The organism is Streptomyces lasiicapitis, from assembly GCF_014646335.1.
Lineage (GTDB): Bacteria > Actinomycetota > Actinomycetes > Streptomycetales > Streptomycetaceae > Streptomyces > Streptomyces lasiicapitis.
In genome coordinates this window covers 195,685-212,223 of record NZ_BMNG01000004.1, presented here as the reverse complement: position 1 = coordinate 212,223, position 16,539 = coordinate 195,685, and the positions used below count along the sequence as shown (strand labels likewise).

Sequence of the window (16,539 nt, the reverse complement as noted above, 5' to 3'; positions counted from 1 at the left end):
GTGGTGTCGGCCCGGCCGGGCCGACACCACACTCCCCACCGCGAACAACCGCCGGTGAGCGGTCAGCGCGAACTTCCGCCCAGCGAACGGCCGTTGGCTACCGCGCGGCCTTCGCCCCGCCCCTTCCCCGCAGCACCTCGATCACGCTGGCATAGCTGTCCCCGCCGTGCCCCAACGCCTTCGCCTGCTCCATGGTCGCCTTCAGGAGCTCCGGCAGCGCGTTGTCGACGCCCCGGTCGGCCGCCGCGTGGATGAGGTGGTCGATGGTGGCGATCTGTACGTCGACGGTGGCGTCGTCGCCCGGATAGCGGCCCTCGTCCACCTGCCCCGAGTACCGCGTGAGGAAGCCGCCGACGGCCCCGCTGAGCCAGCGGTTGGCGAGCGCCGTGAAGTCGGTGGCGGCGCCCCCGTCGGCGCCCACGAGCGCGGTGCCGTGCAGCCAGCCGGTGAACGTCGACCACATCAGCCCGAGCAGCGCGGCGTCGTACAGCGAAGCCGCCCCCGAGTCGGTGCCCAGGTACAGCGGCTCACCGAGGACCTCAAGTGCCTGCTTGTGCGCGGTGAAGGCCGCTTCGGAGCCGCTGTAGAGGAACATCATGTCGGGGTGGCCGACGCCGAGGGGCGTGGTCATGATGGCGCCGTCCAGGTAGGCGACGCCGTGGCCGTCCGCCCACGTCGTGAACTCGCGGGCCTGCTCCGGCGATCCGGAGGTGACGTTCACCAGGGTGCGGTCCGCGAGGCGGTCGGCCACCGGGTCCAGGACGGTGTGCAGCGCGTCGTTGTCGAGGACGCAGGCGATCACCAACTCGGCGGCGGTGACGGCCTCTTCGGGCGTCGCGGCCACGCGCGCGCCGCGCTCGGCGAGCGCCTTCGTCTTCTCGTGCGAACGGTTCCAGACAGTTGTCGGGTGGCCGCGCTCCAGGAAGGCGGCGGCGAGTGCCGTGCCCATGTTGCCGAGCCCGAGGACGGTCACGGGGGTGAGGGCCGGGGCGGCGGAGGTGTGGTGTTCTGCGCTCATTGCGTCGTTGCTCCTTGAAGGTCCGCCTTGCGACGAACGGTCACGTTGATCACGTACGGACCACCTTCGCAGCGCCCCGAAGGCCCGGACAGTGACAGTGGTGACGTCGGCCACCAAATTCCTGCCACGCCTTTCGGCGTCGTATCGTCGGCGTATGAGCGCTGGTTCCGTCGCGGTGGTCGTGACCGAGGAGATCGGGGTCCCCTCGTGGGACCTGTACGAACTGAGCATTCCGTGCACGGTGTTCGGCAAGCCGCAGCCGGACCTGGCCGACCCCTGGTACGAGTTCCGGCTCTGCGGCACCGGATCACCGGGGCCACAGGACGACGACGCCCAGTTCGGGCTCTCCGTACGCACCAAGTACGGCCTTGACGACCTCGTCGGCGCGGACACCGTCATCGTCCCTTCGGTGCCCGACGCCTGCGTGGAGGAGGGCGCGCCGATGCCGTCCGGCCTCGTCGAGGCGCTGCGCCGCGCACACGCGGCGGGCGCGCGCATGGTGTCCCTGTGCAACGGCGCGTTCGCGCTCGCGGAGGCGGGCCTCCTCGACGGCCGCCGCGCCACCGCGCACTGGCAGCACACGGCCCAGCTCGCCGCGCGCTTCCCGCTGGTGGAGGTCGACGACTCGGTCCTGTACGTGGACGACGGCGACGTCCTGACCAGCGCGGGCCTGACGGCGGGCCTCGACCTGTGCCTTCATCTCGTACGCCGCGACCTCGGCGCGCACGTCGCCAACCAGCTCGCCCGCCGCATGGTGGTGCCTGCCCACCGGCCGGGCGGACAGGCCCAGTTCATCGATCTGTCGGTGCCCGCCACGGACGACGCGGGCCTGAGCCCGGTCCTGGAGTGGGCGCGGCAGCGCCTCGACCGGCCCCTGACGGTGACGGACCTGGCGCGCCGGGCCGCGATGAGCCCGCGCACGTTCTACCGCCGCCTCCAGGACGCCACGGGCACCACGCCCCTCCAATGGCTCCTCAACCAGCGCCTCGCCCGCGCCCAGAGCCTCCTGGAGTCCACCGACCTGCCGGTCGAGAAGGTCGGCGAACTCAGCGGCCTCGGCACGGCGAACAACCTCCGCCACCACTTCCTCAAGCAGGTCGGGGTGTCCCCCAGCGACTACCGCCGGGCCTTCCCGAAGTCCGGCCCCGCCGCAGGGCTCCGCTCGGCGCCGCGGCCCGCCGAATCCGTCGAGAAACCCGCGCCGGCGCCGCCCTCGACGGCCGCCTGAGGGCATTCGGCGGGGGCACGGACGAGCGTCCGCACACCCTCGTGTGTGGCCCCCTTCCGGCATCGGTCCGCGCCCCGCACACGCCCGTCCTCGCGCTTGCGCCATCCCCTCTGACCTGGGATTTCGTACGTCACGACGCTAGCGTCGAGCCATCACGAACACAGGGTTCGGATGAACGCGAAAGGCCTGCGGATGGACCGGAACATACGCACTGTCGACGACGTACTGAAGCTGCTTGACGGCCTGTTCGCACCGGGGGCCGACCGCTGGACGGCGGACGCGGCCGACTGGTGGGACGGCTTCTACACCGACCGGTCGAAGCCGGTGCCGTTCTTCGTGGCGAAACCCGACGAACGGCTCGTCTCGTACGTCGACCGCGGCCTGGTCACGCCGGGCCGCGCCCTCGAACTCGGCTGCGGACCCGGCCGCAACGCCTTGCACCTGGCCGCGCACGGCTTCCAGGTGGACGCCGTCGACGTGTCGCCCGCCGCGATCTCCTGGGCCGAGGAGCGCGCCCGCGAGGCGGGGGCCGACATCCGCTTCCACCTCGGCGACGCGTTCGCGCTCGACCCCGCCGTGCTCGACGGGCCGTACGACCTCGTCTACGACTCCGGCTGCTTCCACCATCTGCCGCCGCACCGCCGCGTCAGCTACCTCGCCCTGCTCGACCGCGTCCTCGCGCCCGGCGGGCACTTCGCCCTCACCTGCTTCGCGGCGGGCGCGATGGGCTCCGAGCTGCCCGACGCGGACCTCTACCGCGAGTCCGGCCTTCAGGGAGGCCTCGCCTACACCCCGGAATCCCTCCGCTGGATCTTCTCCGAGCTCACGGAGGTCGAACTGCGGCGCATGCGCGACGAGTCGCCGGAGTCGGCGTGCTTCGGGGAGCCGTTCCTGTGGACGGTGCTGTTCCGGCGGGGCGAGCGCGCCGCCTAGGAGTGTTCGGCCCCTTCGGGAAACCGTGTGTACCTACTAGTATGTACACACGCTCGTCGAAGGACGAGCGACAGGGACTACCGAGGGGACCGCCCACATGCCATTTGTCCGCATAGACGCGCTGGGGGCCGACAGCGCCCGCCTCGACGCGCTCGGCCGCGCCGTGCACGAGGCCCTCGTGGAGACGATCGGCATTCCGGCCGACGACCGCTTCCAGGTGCTGACCGGCCACGACGGCACCCGCAGCACGTTGCGCTACGACGACTACCTGGGGGTGCGCCGGGACAGCGGCATCGTGTACGTGGCCATCACGATGCGCGCGGGCCGCTCCCCCGCACAGAAGCAGGCGCTGTACCGGCGGATCGCCGAACTCGCCCAGGAGTACGCGGGCACCGAGCCGCGCAACGTGTTCGTCACCGTGACCGAGAACGAGTCGATCGACTGGTCGCTCGGCAACGGGGAGGCGCAGTACGCCTTATAGGGCACGCCCGCTCGGCCCGCCAGGCATTCGGCCACTTCGTCATGCTCTTGCGTGACGCGGCCCGCCCCGGGGCCCGCGTCTCGGGACAATGTACGCATGCCTGACGACTGGAAGCGGCAGATCGACGCGCTCCACAGCGACCTGGTCCGCCGTGACGACCCCGCAGCCTGGGTCAGCGAGGCGGACGCGGTGGACGCCTCCTACCTGTACCCCCAACTCGCCGTACGCGGGCCGGTGTTCGGGCTCGCTGCCCGGGAAACCGAGGGCGACGGGCCCTGGCGGCTGCTCGCCGACGTGACGGAGGGCACGCCGCAACAGGCCAGGGACGGCCTCAACTCCCTGCTGTGGTTCAAGGCGAAGGACGACACCGACGTCCGAGAGGAACGCCGCGCGCTGCTCTCGGCCGTCGCCCGCCTGGAGCGGGAGCCGGTGAACGAACTCACCGTGCTCGGCACGCGCTACCGGATCATCCGCGGCGACGAGTTCGCGCGCTCCGGCGAGAACGGCCTCGAACCGCCGCGGCCCACCGACCCCGAACCGGCCGAACCGACCTGGGGCGACCGGCAGTCGCCGCCCTCGCAGGACGTGGGCTTCACCCTCGAACCGGGCCGCGCCGAGGGCCTGATGGCGGGGGCCCTGCGGATCGCGCTGCGCGGCTTCACCTACACCGGCGACCACTTCCCCCCGGAGTTCCGCGCCGACTCCGCGCGGGCCGTGCGGGAGCATCCGGAGGTGCTCCTGCTGCCGGTGAGCTTCGGTGTCGCGGAGCGCCGGGGCCAACGGTGGCGGCCGCGCGGCGCGCTGATGCCCACCCCGCACGACGCGCGTCAGCTGCTCGTCCACGGCATGACGGAGTTCTGGCCGGTCCTGTACGACTTCGACGACGCCGAGAAGGACGAATTCGCCCGCGCGGCCGAGGAGTTCAAGGCGGCGGGCCGCGCGAACGAGGTCGTCGTGCGCGACCGCTGCTTCCGTGTCTGCCGGGTGGAGCGCATGGTCCGGCTCGGCGCCGACGGGCCCGAGCCGGCCCGCCCCTCGGACGTGGAGACGACGGAGCCCATGAAGCTCCATCCGACGATGGACGAGGACGGCGTCATTCACTACGACGACTGAGACGGCACCAGTACGTACATTTCACTTTTTTCCGCCTGAAACATGCGCAAGGCAGCATACGTGCTGCCTCGCCCCGGCGCACTCCGCGCGTCCGGGCGACCGGACACCGGGCGCGTACACGGACCCTGCGCGGCCGAAGCGCGCTCGCCAGGTTGCGGCACTTGCCCCGCTTCTGATTCCGTCACGCGGGCGACCCCTTGGACCGCCGCCCGACCGCCCACCTGCTCGACGGAGTGCTGATGACCACCGAACCGAAGACGACGACCCCGCGCCCCGGCGTCAACTCGGCCTCTCCCACGGCCCGTTGGCTGCGCCGCACCCAGCCCCGCCCCACCGCGCGGACCACCCTGGTGTGCTTCCCGCACGCGGGCGGCACCGCCTCCTTCTTCGCACCGTGGGCGAAGCTGGTCCCGCTGGACGTGGAACTGGTCGCGGTGCAGTACCCGGGCCGCCAGGACCGGCTCGCGGAGCGCCCCCTCGCCACCATGACCGAGCTGGCCGACGCCACCGCGGAGGCGCTGCGCTCCGGTGTGCGCGCCGATCGCGAGCTGGTCTTCTTCGGTCACAGCATGGGCGCCGCGCTGGCCTGGGAGACGGCACTGCGCCTGGAGGCCGGGCCCGGCCCGGCGCCGCGGCACGTGTTCGTCTCGGGCCGCCAGGGTCCGAGCCGGCAGCGGCCCGGCACGGTGCACCTGCTGCCGGAGGAGGAGCTCGTCGACGAGATCAAGCAGCTCGGCGGCACCGATCCTTCGCTCCTCGACGACCCCGACGTGCGCGAGATGGTGCTGCCCGCGATACGCGCCGACTACTGCCTGATCGAGACGTACCGCCCGGATCTGTCGGCGCGCCTGCGCTGCCCGATCGGTGTGTTCACGGGCGACCAGGACGTCGAGGTGGCACCGGAGGACGTGGAGGCGTGGCGCGAGGCGGGCGACGGCGACTTCTCCGCGCTCGTGCTGCCCGGCGACCACTTCTACCTGGCGGAGCACGCGGAGCGCATCATCTCCTCGATGTTCGGCGCCCGCGCCGCGTAGCTGGTCAGCCCGCGAAGGCCGTCCCGGGGATGCCCTGCCCCGCGTCCTGGACCACGAGGACCGAGCCCGCCATCGGGTGCGGGCGGTCCAGGCCGGCCCGGGCCGTCGTGACGTACAGATCACGCAGGTCCGGGCCGCCGAACGCGCACGCGGTGGGGCGCGCAACCGGCAGCGGAAGGACGCGGTCCAGGGCGCCGTCCGGGGTGTAGCGCCGGACCTGGCCGCCGTCCCAGAGCGCCACCCACACGCAGCCGTCCGCGTCCACGGTCAGGCCGTCGGGGAAGCCGTCCGGCTCCGCGATGACGGTGAACTCCCTGCGGTCCACGGGGAGTTGGCCGTCCATGCGGCAGACGTCGATGCGTCGGGTGGGGCTGTCCGCGTAGTACATGAGGGTGCCGTCGGGGCTCCAGCCGATGCCGTTGCTGACGGCGACCTCCGGGAACACCGGGGTCGTGGTGCCGTCCGGGGCGACGCGCGTCAGGCTCCCACCGCCGGGCGCCTCGTCGTAGCGCATGGTGCCCGCCCACAGCGCGCCGTCCGCGGCGACGGCCGCGTCGTTGCCGCGCCGTCCGGCGACCGGCTCGCGCAGCAGCCAGGAGAAGGCACCGTCCGGGCCGTAGAGCCCGACGCCGTCGCGGAGGTTGACGACGAGGCCGCCGCCCGCCCGCGGCTTCGCCGCGCCGACGTGCTGTTCGGTGGCGAGCACCGTGCGCCTGCCGCTCGACGGATCGTACGTATGGACACGGGAGTTGAGGATGTCCACCCAGATCAGGTGACCGGCCTCGGCGTCCCACGTCGGGCCCTCGCCCAGCTCGGCCCACTCGTGCACCGCGACCTCGGCGACCGGCTTCCGCTTCGTCACGCTCTCACCCTTCGTCACAGCCTCACTCCACATCTCCGGTGCCCGAGAGCGTCATCCCCGGCCCCGGAGACCGTCATCCCCGGTGCCCGAGCCGCGCCGACAGCTCGCCCGCACCCTTCACCACGAGGCCGGACAGCTCCGTCTCGCGCTCCTCGCTCCAGCGGATCATCGGTACGGAGACGGAGATCGCGGCGACGACCCGTCCCGCGCTGTCGCGCACCGGGGCGGCCACGCAGCTCACGTCCGGGTTGGACTCACGGTGCTCGGAGGCTACGCCGCGCTCGCGGACCGCGGTGAGCGCGGCGCGCAACTCGGCCGGATCGGTCAGGCTGTTGGGCGTCATCGCCGCCAGCTCGCGGCCCGCGATGCGGGCGTCGAGCTCCGCCGCCGGGAGGGACGCGAGCAGCATCTTGCCGACGGCCGTGCAGTGCGCGGGCAGTCGGCGGCCCGCCGCGGAGACCATGCGCACCGCGTGCGTGGAGTCGACCTTCGCGATGTAGATGACGTCCGCGTCCTCCAGGATCGCGACGTGCACCGTCTCGCCGCAGGTCTCGGTGACCTCGCGGGCCACGCGCTGGCCCTCGGCGGCGAGGTCGAGCTGCTCGGCGTACCGGCTGCCCAGTTGGTAGGTGCGCACGCCGAGGCGGTAGCGGCCCGGCTGCTCGGGGATCGACACCAGGTAGGAGCGGGCGGTCAGGGTGGTGAGCAGCTCGTGCACGGTGGTGCGGGGCAGCTGGAGCTTGCGGGTGACCTCGGGCGCGGAGAGCGTGCCGTCGCCTTCCAGGAACAGCTCCAGTATGTCGAAAGCCCTGGTCACCGCCGGAACTAGGCGCCCCATGCCGTCCACCCACCCTCACCGTTCGAAACCACGACCACTGGTCGATATCGCGAACACAGGCTAGACACACGCATGTCGGCGGCGCAATGCCCCTGCCCGAACGGTTCACGCGCGACCCATTGACACCCCCGAGAGGGGCGCTTTACGGTCACGCCACCATTTCGAACGCATGTCGAAATCTCGAACACACCCTACCCACCCTGGGGGCAACTGCCGTGCGCATCACGGGAATCAGCACTCACGTCGTCGGGACCCCCTGGCGCAATCTCACCTATGTGCTGGTCCACACCGACGAAGGACTCACGGGGGTCGGCGAGACCCGCATGCTCGGCCGCACCGACGCGCTCCTCGGCTATCTCCGCGAGGCGACGGCCAACCACATCGCCGGTTCCGATCCGTTCGCGGTCGAGGACCTCGTACGCAGGATGAAGTACGGCGACTACGGGCGGGCCGGGGAGATCGTGATGTCCGGGATCGCGGTCGTGGAGATGGCCTGCTGGGACATCAAGGGCAAGGCGCTCGGCGTGCCGGTGTGGCAGTTGCTCGGCGGGAAGGTCACCGACCGGGTCAAGGCGTACGCCAACGGCTGGTACACGACCGAGCGCACCCCGGAGGCGTACCACAGCGCCGCCAAGGAGGTGACGGCGCGCGGCTACCGCGCCCTGAAGATCGACCCGTTCGGGACCGGGCACTTCGAGCTCGACCACGAACAGAGCCGGTACGCGGTGTCGTTGATCGAGGCGGTGCGCGACGCGATCGGGCCCGACGCCGAGCTGATGCTGGAGATGCACGGCCGGTTCTCGCCCGCCACGGCGATCCGCCTCGCCCGCGAGCTCGCGCCGTTCCGGCCCGCGTGGCTGGAGGAGCCGGTGCCGCCGGAGAACCTGAAGGCGCTTCAGAAGGTCGCCGCGAAGGTCGACATGCCGGTGGCGACGGGCGAGCGCGTCCACGACCGGATCGAGTTCCGGGAGCTGTTCGAGAGCCAGGCCGCGGACATCATCCAGCCCGACGTCGGTCACATCGGCGGCATCTGGGAGACGCGGAAGCTGGCGGCGACCGCCGAGACGCACTACACGCTGATCGCCCCGCACAACGTGGGCGGTCCCGTGCTGACCGCCGCCTCGCTCCAAGTGGGCTTCACCGCCCCGAACTTCAAGATCCTGGAGCACTTCAACGACTTCGCGGACGCGGAGATCAAGAAGGTCGTGAAGGGCGCGCCCGAGGTCGTCGACGGCTACTTCGAGCTGTCCCACGAGCCCGGCCTCGGCGTCGAGTTGGACGTGGCGGCCGCGGCCGAGTTCCCGCAGCAGCAGGCGCGGTTCGACCTGTGGGCCGAGGGCTGGGAGAAGAGGGCTCCCAAGTGACCGGCCTCGCAGTGGGCGGCGCCGAAGTGGGCGGACTCGAAGTGGGCGGACTCGACGAGGGCAGCCGCGCGGTCGTCGTCGACCGGCCGGGGAGCCACCGTCTCGTGCGACGGGACGTGCCCGCCCCCGGCCCCGGCGAGGTCCTGGTGCGCGTCGCCGCCGCCGGGATCTGCATGAGCGACCGGGAGCTGTACGACGGCCGCCGCGACGCCGGGTACGTGCGCTACCCGGTGACCCCGGGGCACGAGTGGTCGGGGACCGTGGCGGCCGTGGGCGAGGGCGTCGATCCCGCGCTCGTCGGCCGGCGGACCGTCGCCGAGGGGTTCCGCGCGTGCGGCCGCTGCGAGCGGTGCCGGTGCGGGGAGACCAGCCTGTGCACCGCGGGGTACGCGGAGACCGGGTTCACGGAGCCGGGCGCCTTCGCCGACCATCTCACCGTCCCCGCGCAGCTGTTGCACCCGCTGGACGACGCGGCGGACCTGCGCGCCGCCGCCCTGCTCGAACCCGCCGCGGTCGTCGCGGCGGCCGTGCGGGCCGGCGGGCCCCGGCCCGGCGAGCGGGTGGCGGTGGTCGGCGCGGGCACGCTCGGGCTGCTCGCCGTGCAGCTCCTGGCCGCGTACCGCCCCGCCGAGCTGGCCGTCGTCGACCCGCGGGCCGCGCGCGGCGAGCAGGCCCTCGCGTTCGGCGCGAGCGCGGCTCTTGCCCCGGACGAGGAGGGTGCCGTGGCGGGCCGCTTCGACCTGGTCGTGGAGACCGCGGGGGCGCCGACCACCGCCGCCTCGTCCTGCCTCCTTGCGCGCCGGGGCGGCCGGGTGGTGCTCACCGGCATGTTCACGCCGGGTGCGCGGGGCATCGACCCGGTGCACCTGTCGCTGAGCCAGCTGGAGCTCCGCAGTGTCTTCGGCGCGCCCTCGTCGGCCTGGTCGGACGCGGTGCGGGCCTTCGGCCTCGGACTGCTCGACCCGGCGCCCCTGATCACCCACGAGTTCCCGCTGGAGCGCTTCGGGGAGGCCGTGGCGCTGGTGGGCGAGGGGGACCCGGCCACCGGGAAGGTGCTGCTGCGGCCCTAGCCCCGGGTCGGGGCACGTCCTTGCGGCGCCTCGGCGCCACCTCCGGCCCACCCCCGCCTCACGTTCCGAACCGCATTCGAAATACCGAACAACATGGGAGTCCCCTTGCCTACCCCGTCCGCACCCCGGCCCCCGTCCGCACCCCGGCGTCCCGGCGTCGACGCCCTCGCCCGCATCGGCCACGCCGTGCCGGTGCCCGACCCGGCGAGCGCGTCCCCGTACACGTTCCCCGACGGCGGCACCTGGCGCACCGAGATCCCTTCCGTGGAGGGACCGGAGGCCCTGTCCGTCGTCCTCAAGGAGAGCACCCGCCTCGACGTGCCCGTGCACCGCATCAGCCAGGGCAGCGGCGTGTGGATGCTCACCGACGACGAGCTCACGGAGATGGTGGACTCCTGCGCCGAGAGCGACGTCGAGCTCTGCCTGTTCACCGGCCCGCGCGGCACCTGGGACACCGGCGCCTCCACCCGTACCGACTCCGGCGGGGCGGGCCTGCGTGCCCGCGGCCACGACGCGCTCGCCGGCTGCGTCGAGGACGCCCTGCGCGCCGCCGAGCTGGGCGTGCGCTGCCTGCTCGTCGCCGACGAGGGAGTGCTGTGGACCCTGCACCGCATGCGCGCGGCGGGCGTGCTCCCGGCCGACGTCCGGTTCAAGGTGTCCGCGCTCACCGGCCCGGTGAACCCCGCTTCGTACGCCGTGTACGAACGCCTCGGCGCCGATTCCCTCAATGTGCCCTCGGACTTGACGGTGCATCACCTCACCGAGATCCGCCGGGTGAGCCGGGCGCCGATGGACATGTACGTGGAGGCGCCGGACGACCTCGGCGGCTACGTCCGCATGTACGAGGTCGCGGAGCTGATCCGGTGCGGGGCCCCGCTGTACGTGAAGTTCGGCCTGAGCAAGTCGCCCGGCATCTATCCCTACGGCGCCCATCTGCGCGAGCACACCCTCGCCACCGCCCGCGAGCGGGTGCGGCGCGGACGGCTCGTCCTCGACCTGCTCGCCCGGCACGGCGCCGACGGCGCCATGTCGCCGCCCGGCGCCCGCCTCCCGGGCGACCTGGAGCGCTTCCCCTGCCCCGAAGGGAGCTGACCATGCGTCCGCGCACCCCCGCCGCGGCCCTCCTCGCCGCCGCGCTGCTCGCCGCCACGCTGTCCGCCTGCGGCCAGGAGGCCAAGGGCGGCAGCCGCTACGAGCCCGACACCGGCAAGGGCGCCACCATCGGCCTCGCCATGCCCACCAAGGCCTCCGAGCGGTGGATAGCCGACGGCGACAACATGGCCGAGCAGTTCAAGAAGGCCGGCTACAAGACCGATCTGCAGTACGGCGACAACAAGGTCGAGAACCAGATCGCCCAGCTGGAGAACATGATCACCAAGGGGCGAAGTCTCCTGGTGGTCGCCGCCGTCGACGGCTCCGCGCTCACCGAGGTCCTGCAGCGCGCGCACGACGCGGGCATCCCCGTGATCTCGTACGACCGCCTCATCCTCGGCACGGAGAACGTCGACTACTACGCGTCGTTCGACAACGAGCGCGTCGGCCGCCTCCAGGCCCAGTACATCGTCAAGAAGCTTCGGCTCGGCAAGCCCGAGAAGGGCGCCGACAAGCACAACATCGAGCTGTTCGCGGGCTCGCCGAACGACAACAACACCAAGTACTTCTGGAACGGCGCCATGAAGGTGCTCCAGCCGTACTTCAAGAGCGGCCAACTGACCGTCCTCAGCCAGCAGACGAGGATGAACCAGGCCACCACTCTGGACTGGGACGGCGGCACGGCGCAGAAGCGCATGGACGACCTGATCAGCAAGAACTACGGCTCGGACCGGGTCGACGCGGTCCTCTCGCCGTACGACGGCATCTCGATCGGCGTCATCTCGGCACTCAAGAGCGCGGGGTACGGCTCCAAGAGCCAGCCCCTGCCGGTCATCACCGGGCAGGACGCGGAGCTGGCGTCGGTGAAGTCCATCATCCGCGGCGAGCAGACGCAGACCGTCTTCAAGGACACCCGCAAGCTCGCCAAGCAGACGGTGGCGATGGGCGACGCGGTGCTCAACGACAAGAAGGTCAGCGTCAACAACACCACGGACTACGACAACGGCAAGAAGACCGTGCCCGCCTATCTGCTCGACCCGGTCAGCGTGGACAGGTCCAACACGCGGCTCCTCGTCGACGAGGGGTACTTCAGGGCTGGACAGCTCAAGTGACGGGGCCAGGCCTGGAGACGCGGCCCGTCCTGGAGATGCGCGGGATCACCAAGACCTTCCCCGGGGTCAGGGCGCTTTCCGACGTGTGTCTGACCGTGCGGCCCGGGGAGATCCACGCGGTCTGCGGCGAGAACGGCGCGGGCAAGTCGACGTTGATGAAGGTCCTCAGCGGTGTCCACGAGCACGGCTCCTACGACGGCGAGATCCGCTTCGAGGGCGAACCGGTGGCCTTCAAGGACATCCGCGCCGGCGAGCGGCACGGCATCGTGATCATCCATCAGGAGCTGGCGCTCGTCCCGTACTTGTCGATCGCCGAGAACATCTTCCTCGGCAACGAGCGTGCCACGCGCGGGCTCATCGACTGGAACGGCACGCTGCGCGAGGCGAGCCGCCTTCTGCAGCGGGTCGGTCTGGACGAGCGGCCGCAGACGCCGGTCGCCGATCTCGGCGTCGGCAAGCAGCAGTTGGTGGAGATCGCCAAGGCCCTGTCGAAGAAGGTGAGGCTGCTCATCCTCGACGAGCCGACGGCCGCGCTCAACGACGAGGACAGCGCGAAGCTCCTCGGCCTGATCCTGGACCTGCGCGCGCAGGGCGTCGCCTGCGTCGTCATCTCCCACAAGCTCAACGAGATCCGGCGGGTCGCGGACGCGGTGACGATCCTGCGCGACGGCCGGTCCGTCGAGACCCTCACCGTCCGCGAGACACCGGACGCCGAGCCGCGGCTCTCCGAGGACCGGATCATCCGCGGCATGGTGGGCCGCGACCTCGACCAGCGCTTCCCCGAACGCACCCGCTACGACGGCGCGGACGCGGGCGCGGACGCCCTTTCCGTGTCCGGCTGGACCGTCCGCCACCCCGTCGACCAGCAGCGCACGGTCGTCGACGATGTGTCACTGACCGTCCGGCGCGGGGAGATCGTGGGCATCGCGGGCCTGATGGGGGCCGGGCGCACCGAGCTCGCGATGTCCGTCTTCGGGCGCTCCTACGGCCGGTACGTGGCCGGGACCGTGGCGGTCGGCGGGCGCGAGGTCGCCACGAGGACCGTGCCCGCGGCCATCGACGCCGGGATCGCGTACGTCACCGAGGACCGCAAGACGTACGGCCTCAACCTCATCGACACCATCCACCGCAACATCTCCCTGGCCTCGCTGCCGGGCATGCGGGGCCGCGGTGTCGCCGGGCTCCCCGGTCTCGTGGACGGCCATCACGAGCGGTCCGTCGCCGAGCGCTACCGCACGTCGATGAACATCAAGGCACCCACCGTCCTCGAACAGGTGGGGCGGCTCTCCGGCGGCAACCAGCAGAAGGTCGTCCTGAGCAAGTGGATCCACGCCGACCCCGAGGTGCTGATCCTCGACGAGCCGACGCGCGGCATCGACGTCGGCGCCAAGTACGAGATCTACACCGTCATCGACCGGCTCGCCGCCCAGGGCAAGGCGGTCCTGTTCATCTCCTCCGAACTGCCCGAACTCCTCGGGATGTGCGACCGGATCTACACGATGGCCGAGGGCCGGCTGACCGGCGAGGTCGACCGCGCGGACGCCACCCAAGAAGTCCTGATGCGCCACATGACCCGCGACAGAAGCTGAGGCATCACCCATGACCACCACGTCCACGCCGCCGCACGACACCTCGTCCACGCCATCCGCGCAGCCCTCGGCCGGTGCGCTGCTGCTGCACGGCATGCGCGCCAACATGCGTCAGTACGGCATGCTCGTCGCCCTCGCGTTCCTCGTCGTCCTCTTCCAGATCTGGACGGACGGCACCCTGCTCCTGCCGAGCAACGTCTCCAACCTGATCCAGCAGAACGGCTACATCCTCATCCTGGCCATCGGCATGATGATCGTCATCATCGCGGGCCACATCGACCTGTCCGTGGGCTCACTGGTGGCCTTCGTCGGCGCCATGTCGGCGGTGATGATGGTCAAACACGACATGCCGTGGGTGCTCGCGCTCGTCCTGTCGCTGCTCATCGGCGCGGTCGCGGGCGCGTGGCAGGGCTTCTTCATCGCGTACGTCGGAATCCCGTCGTTCATCGTGACGCTCGCGGGCATGCTGCTCTTCCGCGGCTTGACCCAGATCGTCCTCGAAGGCCAGTCGCTCTCGCCGTTCCCCGACGGATTCCAGAACATCGCCAAGGGCTTCATCCCGGAGATGGGCCCGTACACGCAGTACCACAACCCGACGCTGCTCATCGGCGCCGCGACGATCGCGTTCCTGCTGCTTCGTGAATGGCGCCACCGCAAGCGGCAGTTGGCGTACGACCTGCACGTCACGCCGACCGGCCTGTGGGCGGCGAAGTGCGTGGCCATGGCGGCGGCCGTGGCGGCGTTCACCCTGACGCTCGCCAGTTTCCACGGCGTGCCCGTCGTGCTGCTCATCATGTGCGGCCTGCTCATCGGCCTCGGCTATGTGATGCGCAACGCGGTCGTGGGACGGCATGTGTACGCGCTCGGCGGCAACAAGGCGGCCGCCAAGCTGTCCGGCGTGAAGGACAAGCGCGTCACCTTCCTCATCTTCGTCAACATGGGCGTGCTCGCGGCGCTCGCGGGCTGTGTGTACGCGGCGCGCCTGAACGCGGGCACGCCACAGGCGGGCCTCAACTTCGAACTGGAGGCGATCGCGGCGTCGTTCATCGGCGGCGCGTCCATGAGCGGCGGCGTCGGCACCGTCCTCGGCGCCGTGATCGGAGGCCTGGTGCTCGGCGTCCTCAACAACGGCATGTCGCTGGTCAACATCGGCACGGACTACCAACAGGTCATCAAGGGCCTGGTGCTGCTCGCCGCCGTCGGCTTCGACGTCTGGAACAAGCGCAAGGCCGGACGCTGACTCCCCCTCCCCCCTACTTCCCCCGGCTACTCGCGCGGCTTGCTGGACGGCGCACCGATGGGCTCGGTGGACTGCGGGAACACGGCGGCGACGTGAACGAGCCGCCTCAGGCCACGGGTTGCGGCGACGGAGCCGGCGGTGGCCGGGCATATGCACTCGACCCGCCCGCAGTACGGGCAGACGGGAACCATCGATGGTGTCATGCCCTGCACTATGCCCTGCTGAAGTCAAGATTCCGTTAGAACCCAATGATTATCGGATAGCACCCGGCGAAGGGCCGGTACGTCCGGACGTTACGGTTATCGACTGACTGGTACTTGGTGTGATCTGACGGGGACTTGACGTGACGAAGACTTGGCGTGAAACAGACCCTGGCGTGCTGCGGCTGCCGTCCGGACGGCTCGTGCGCGGGCGCGGGCTGCGGCACCCGCTGCCCGACGGGCCCACGCCCGCTTTCGCCCTGTATCTCCTCGGCAAGCCCGCGCCACCGGTCGACTGGGAGGCGCGCTGGCTGCGCTGGCCGGACTTCCGGCTGCCCGCGGACCGCGAGCAGGCGCGGCGACTGCTCGGCGAGGCGTGGGCGCGGGCCGCCGTCGAGCGCGTCGAGATCGCGTGCGGCGGGGGCGTCGGGCGCACCGGGACCGCGCTGGCGTGCCTCGCGGTGCTCGACGGCGTACCCGCGGGCGAGGCCGTGGACTACGTCCGCGCGCACTATCACCGCCGTGCGGTGGAGACGCCGTGGCAGCGCCGCTTCGTCCGCGACTTCAGGCCCGCGGGAGCGGCGGACTGACACGGGTCCGCGCCGCGAGGACCAATGTTGCCGCGTACACCACCTCCGTAAGATACCCGCAGGGGTATGCCGAAGGAGTTTCTCGTGGACATGGCGATGGCGGCCGATGAACTGAAGACCGTGGTCAACCGGCTGCGCCGGGCGCAGGGGCAGATCGCCGGAGTGATCAGGATGATCGAGGAGGGGCGGGACTGCGAGGAAGTCGTCACCCAACTCGCGGCCGCGTCACGGGCGTTGGACAAGGCGGGTTTCGCGATCATCGCGACGGGGCTCCAGCGGTGCCTGGCGGACGGGGACCTCGCGGAGAGCGGGGACAGGGACCGGATGCGGGCCCGCCTGGAGAAGTTGTTCCTTTCTTTGGCGTGAGGGTCCTTCGCGTGCGGGTACTTGGCGTGCGGGCACTCATCGTCGTACCAGTACGGCGACGAGAACGTCGGCCAGCATCCCTGCGGACACCACGAGCAGCACGACGGCGAACGCGCGCCGCAGCCGGGCGCCGGAGAGCCGGGACGCGAGACGTTTGCCGTCCCAGGCGCCGAGGACGGCGGCGCCGGTGAACGGCGCGATGACGCCCCAGTCGAGTCCCGTCGTGGTGCTGCCCCGGGTGGCCAGCGCGGCAAGGGAGTTGGCCGCGATGACGAACAGGCTGGTCCCCGTCGCCGCGCGCATCTCGAAGGCGAGCACGGTGACCAGGGCGGGCACGACCAGGAAGCCGCCGCCGACGCCGAGCAGGCCCGTCAGCGCGCCGAGCCCGGCCCCCGCACCGGCGGCCCCG

The 16,539-nt window shown here is 71.4% G+C and carries 18 protein-coding genes; 13 read left to right on the top strand and 5 right to left on the bottom strand.

Features of this window, described 5'->3' with window-relative positions; translation table 11 throughout:
* Positions 1-97 precede the first annotated feature (97 nt).
* Positions 98-1,018: an NAD(P)-dependent oxidoreductase gene (locus IEY91_RS09535; RefSeq protein ID WP_189173611.1), complete on the bottom strand. Its 921-nt coding sequence runs from the start codon at positions 1,016-1,018 to the stop codon at positions 98-100.
* 175 nt (positions 1,019-1,193) lie between these two features.
* Here IEY91_RS09535 and IEY91_RS09530 point away from each other — a divergent pair, with 175 nt between their 5' ends.
* The 5 genes from IEY91_RS09530 (at position 1,194) to IEY91_RS09510 (ending at position 5,807) form a co-directional block, all read left to right on the top strand.
* Positions 1,194-2,246: a helix-turn-helix domain-containing protein gene (locus tag IEY91_RS09530; RefSeq protein WP_444545474.1), complete on the top strand. Its 1,053-nt coding sequence runs from the start codon at positions 1,194-1,196 to the stop codon at positions 2,244-2,246.
* A 192-nt stretch (positions 2,247-2,438) separates the two neighbouring features.
* Positions 2,439-3,179, top strand: a complete 741-nt coding sequence (locus IEY91_RS09525; protein WP_164328745.1) for a class I SAM-dependent methyltransferase — start codon at positions 2,439-2,441, stop codon at positions 3,177-3,179.
* Between the two features lie 97 nt (positions 3,180-3,276).
* Positions 3,277-3,660 carry a tautomerase family protein gene (locus IEY91_RS09520; RefSeq protein WP_189173610.1) on the top strand — a complete coding sequence of 128 codons (384 nt, stop codon included), beginning with the start codon at positions 3,277-3,279 and terminating at the stop codon, positions 3,658-3,660.
* A 96-nt stretch (positions 3,661-3,756) separates the two neighbouring features.
* Positions 3,757-4,773 (top strand): DUF5954 family protein, encoded by a 1,017-nt coding sequence (locus tag IEY91_RS09515; protein ID WP_189173609.1) that lies wholly within the window; start codon positions 3,757-3,759, stop codon positions 4,771-4,773.
* A 239-nt stretch (positions 4,774-5,012) separates the two neighbouring features.
* Positions 5,013-5,807 (top strand): thioesterase II family protein, encoded by a 795-nt coding sequence (locus IEY91_RS09510; RefSeq protein ID WP_229696825.1) that lies wholly within the window; start codon positions 5,013-5,015, stop codon positions 5,805-5,807.
* Between the two features lie 4 nt (positions 5,808-5,811).
* Here the strand turns inward: IEY91_RS09510 and IEY91_RS09505 are convergent, their stop codons facing one another.
* Together IEY91_RS09505 and IEY91_RS09500 are read right to left on the bottom strand one after the other, a co-directional pair.
* Entirely contained in the window at positions 5,812-6,702 is an 891-nt protein-coding gene (locus IEY91_RS09505; protein WP_189173608.1) for an SMP-30/gluconolactonase/LRE family protein, read from the bottom strand.
* Positions 6,703-6,742: 40 nt separating this feature from the next.
* Positions 6,743-7,507: an IclR family transcriptional regulator gene (locus IEY91_RS09500; protein ID WP_164326749.1), complete on the bottom strand. Its 765-nt coding sequence runs from the start codon at positions 7,505-7,507 to the stop codon at positions 6,743-6,745.
* 215 nt (positions 7,508-7,722) lie between these two features.
* On the opposite strand from IEY91_RS09500, the gene IEY91_RS09495 reads away from it, so the two are divergent.
* From IEY91_RS09495 to mmsB, 6 genes are all read left to right on the top strand, one after another.
* Positions 7,723-8,871, top strand: coding sequence for a mandelate racemase/muconate lactonizing enzyme family protein (locus IEY91_RS09495; protein WP_189173607.1), 1,149 nt, complete (start codon positions 7,723-7,725; stop codon positions 8,869-8,871).
* A gap of 41 nt (positions 8,872-8,912) precedes the next feature.
* Positions 8,913-9,941, top strand: a complete 1,029-nt coding sequence (locus tag IEY91_RS09490) for a zinc-dependent alcohol dehydrogenase (RefSeq protein ID WP_189173855.1) — start codon at positions 8,913-8,915, stop codon at positions 9,939-9,941.
* Between the two features lie 105 nt (positions 9,942-10,046).
* Positions 10,047-11,033: a hypothetical protein gene (locus IEY91_RS09485; protein ID WP_229696823.1), complete on the top strand. Its 987-nt coding sequence runs from the start codon at positions 10,047-10,049 to the stop codon at positions 11,031-11,033.
* A 2-nt stretch (positions 11,034-11,035) separates the two neighbouring features.
* Entirely contained in the window at positions 11,036-12,145 is a 1,110-nt protein-coding gene (gene chvE / locus IEY91_RS09480) for a multiple monosaccharide ABC transporter substrate-binding protein (protein ID WP_189173606.1), read from the top strand.
* Positions 12,142-13,734, top strand: a complete 1,593-nt coding sequence (gene mmsA, locus IEY91_RS09475; RefSeq protein WP_444545472.1) for a multiple monosaccharide ABC transporter ATP-binding protein — start codon at positions 12,142-12,144, stop codon at positions 13,732-13,734. Before chvE ends, mmsA begins: the two co-directional genes overlap by 4 nt.
* A gap of 10 nt (positions 13,735-13,744) precedes the next feature.
* On the top strand, positions 13,745-14,974 hold the full coding sequence (gene mmsB, locus IEY91_RS09470; protein WP_306309878.1) for a multiple monosaccharide ABC transporter permease: 1,230 nt from the start codon (positions 13,745-13,747) through the stop codon (positions 14,972-14,974).
* Positions 14,975-15,000: 26 nt separating this feature from the next.
* On the opposite strand, the gene IEY91_RS09465 is transcribed toward mmsB, so the two are convergent.
* On the bottom strand, positions 15,001-15,177 hold the full coding sequence (locus tag IEY91_RS09465) for a hypothetical protein (protein WP_164326745.1): 177 nt from the start codon (positions 15,175-15,177) through the stop codon (positions 15,001-15,003).
* Between the two features lie 140 nt (positions 15,178-15,317).
* On the opposite strand from IEY91_RS09465, the gene IEY91_RS09460 reads away from it, so the two are divergent.
* The gene (locus IEY91_RS09460) at positions 15,318-15,764 is read left to right on the top strand and encodes a protein-tyrosine phosphatase family protein (protein WP_189173605.1); all 447 of its coding nucleotides are present in this window, start codon (positions 15,318-15,320) and stop codon (positions 15,762-15,764) included.
* 84 nt (positions 15,765-15,848) lie between these two features.
* Positions 15,849-16,130 (top strand): metal-sensitive transcriptional regulator, encoded by a 282-nt coding sequence (locus IEY91_RS09455; RefSeq protein ID WP_164328741.1) that lies wholly within the window; start codon positions 15,849-15,851, stop codon positions 16,128-16,130.
* Between the two features lie 36 nt (positions 16,131-16,166).
* On the opposite strand, the gene IEY91_RS41685 is transcribed toward IEY91_RS09455, so the two are convergent.
* Positions 16,167-16,539, bottom strand: a 373-nt coding sequence (locus tag IEY91_RS41685; protein WP_229696822.1) for a sulfite exporter TauE/SafE family protein, incomplete at its 5' end; no start/stop codon positions are given.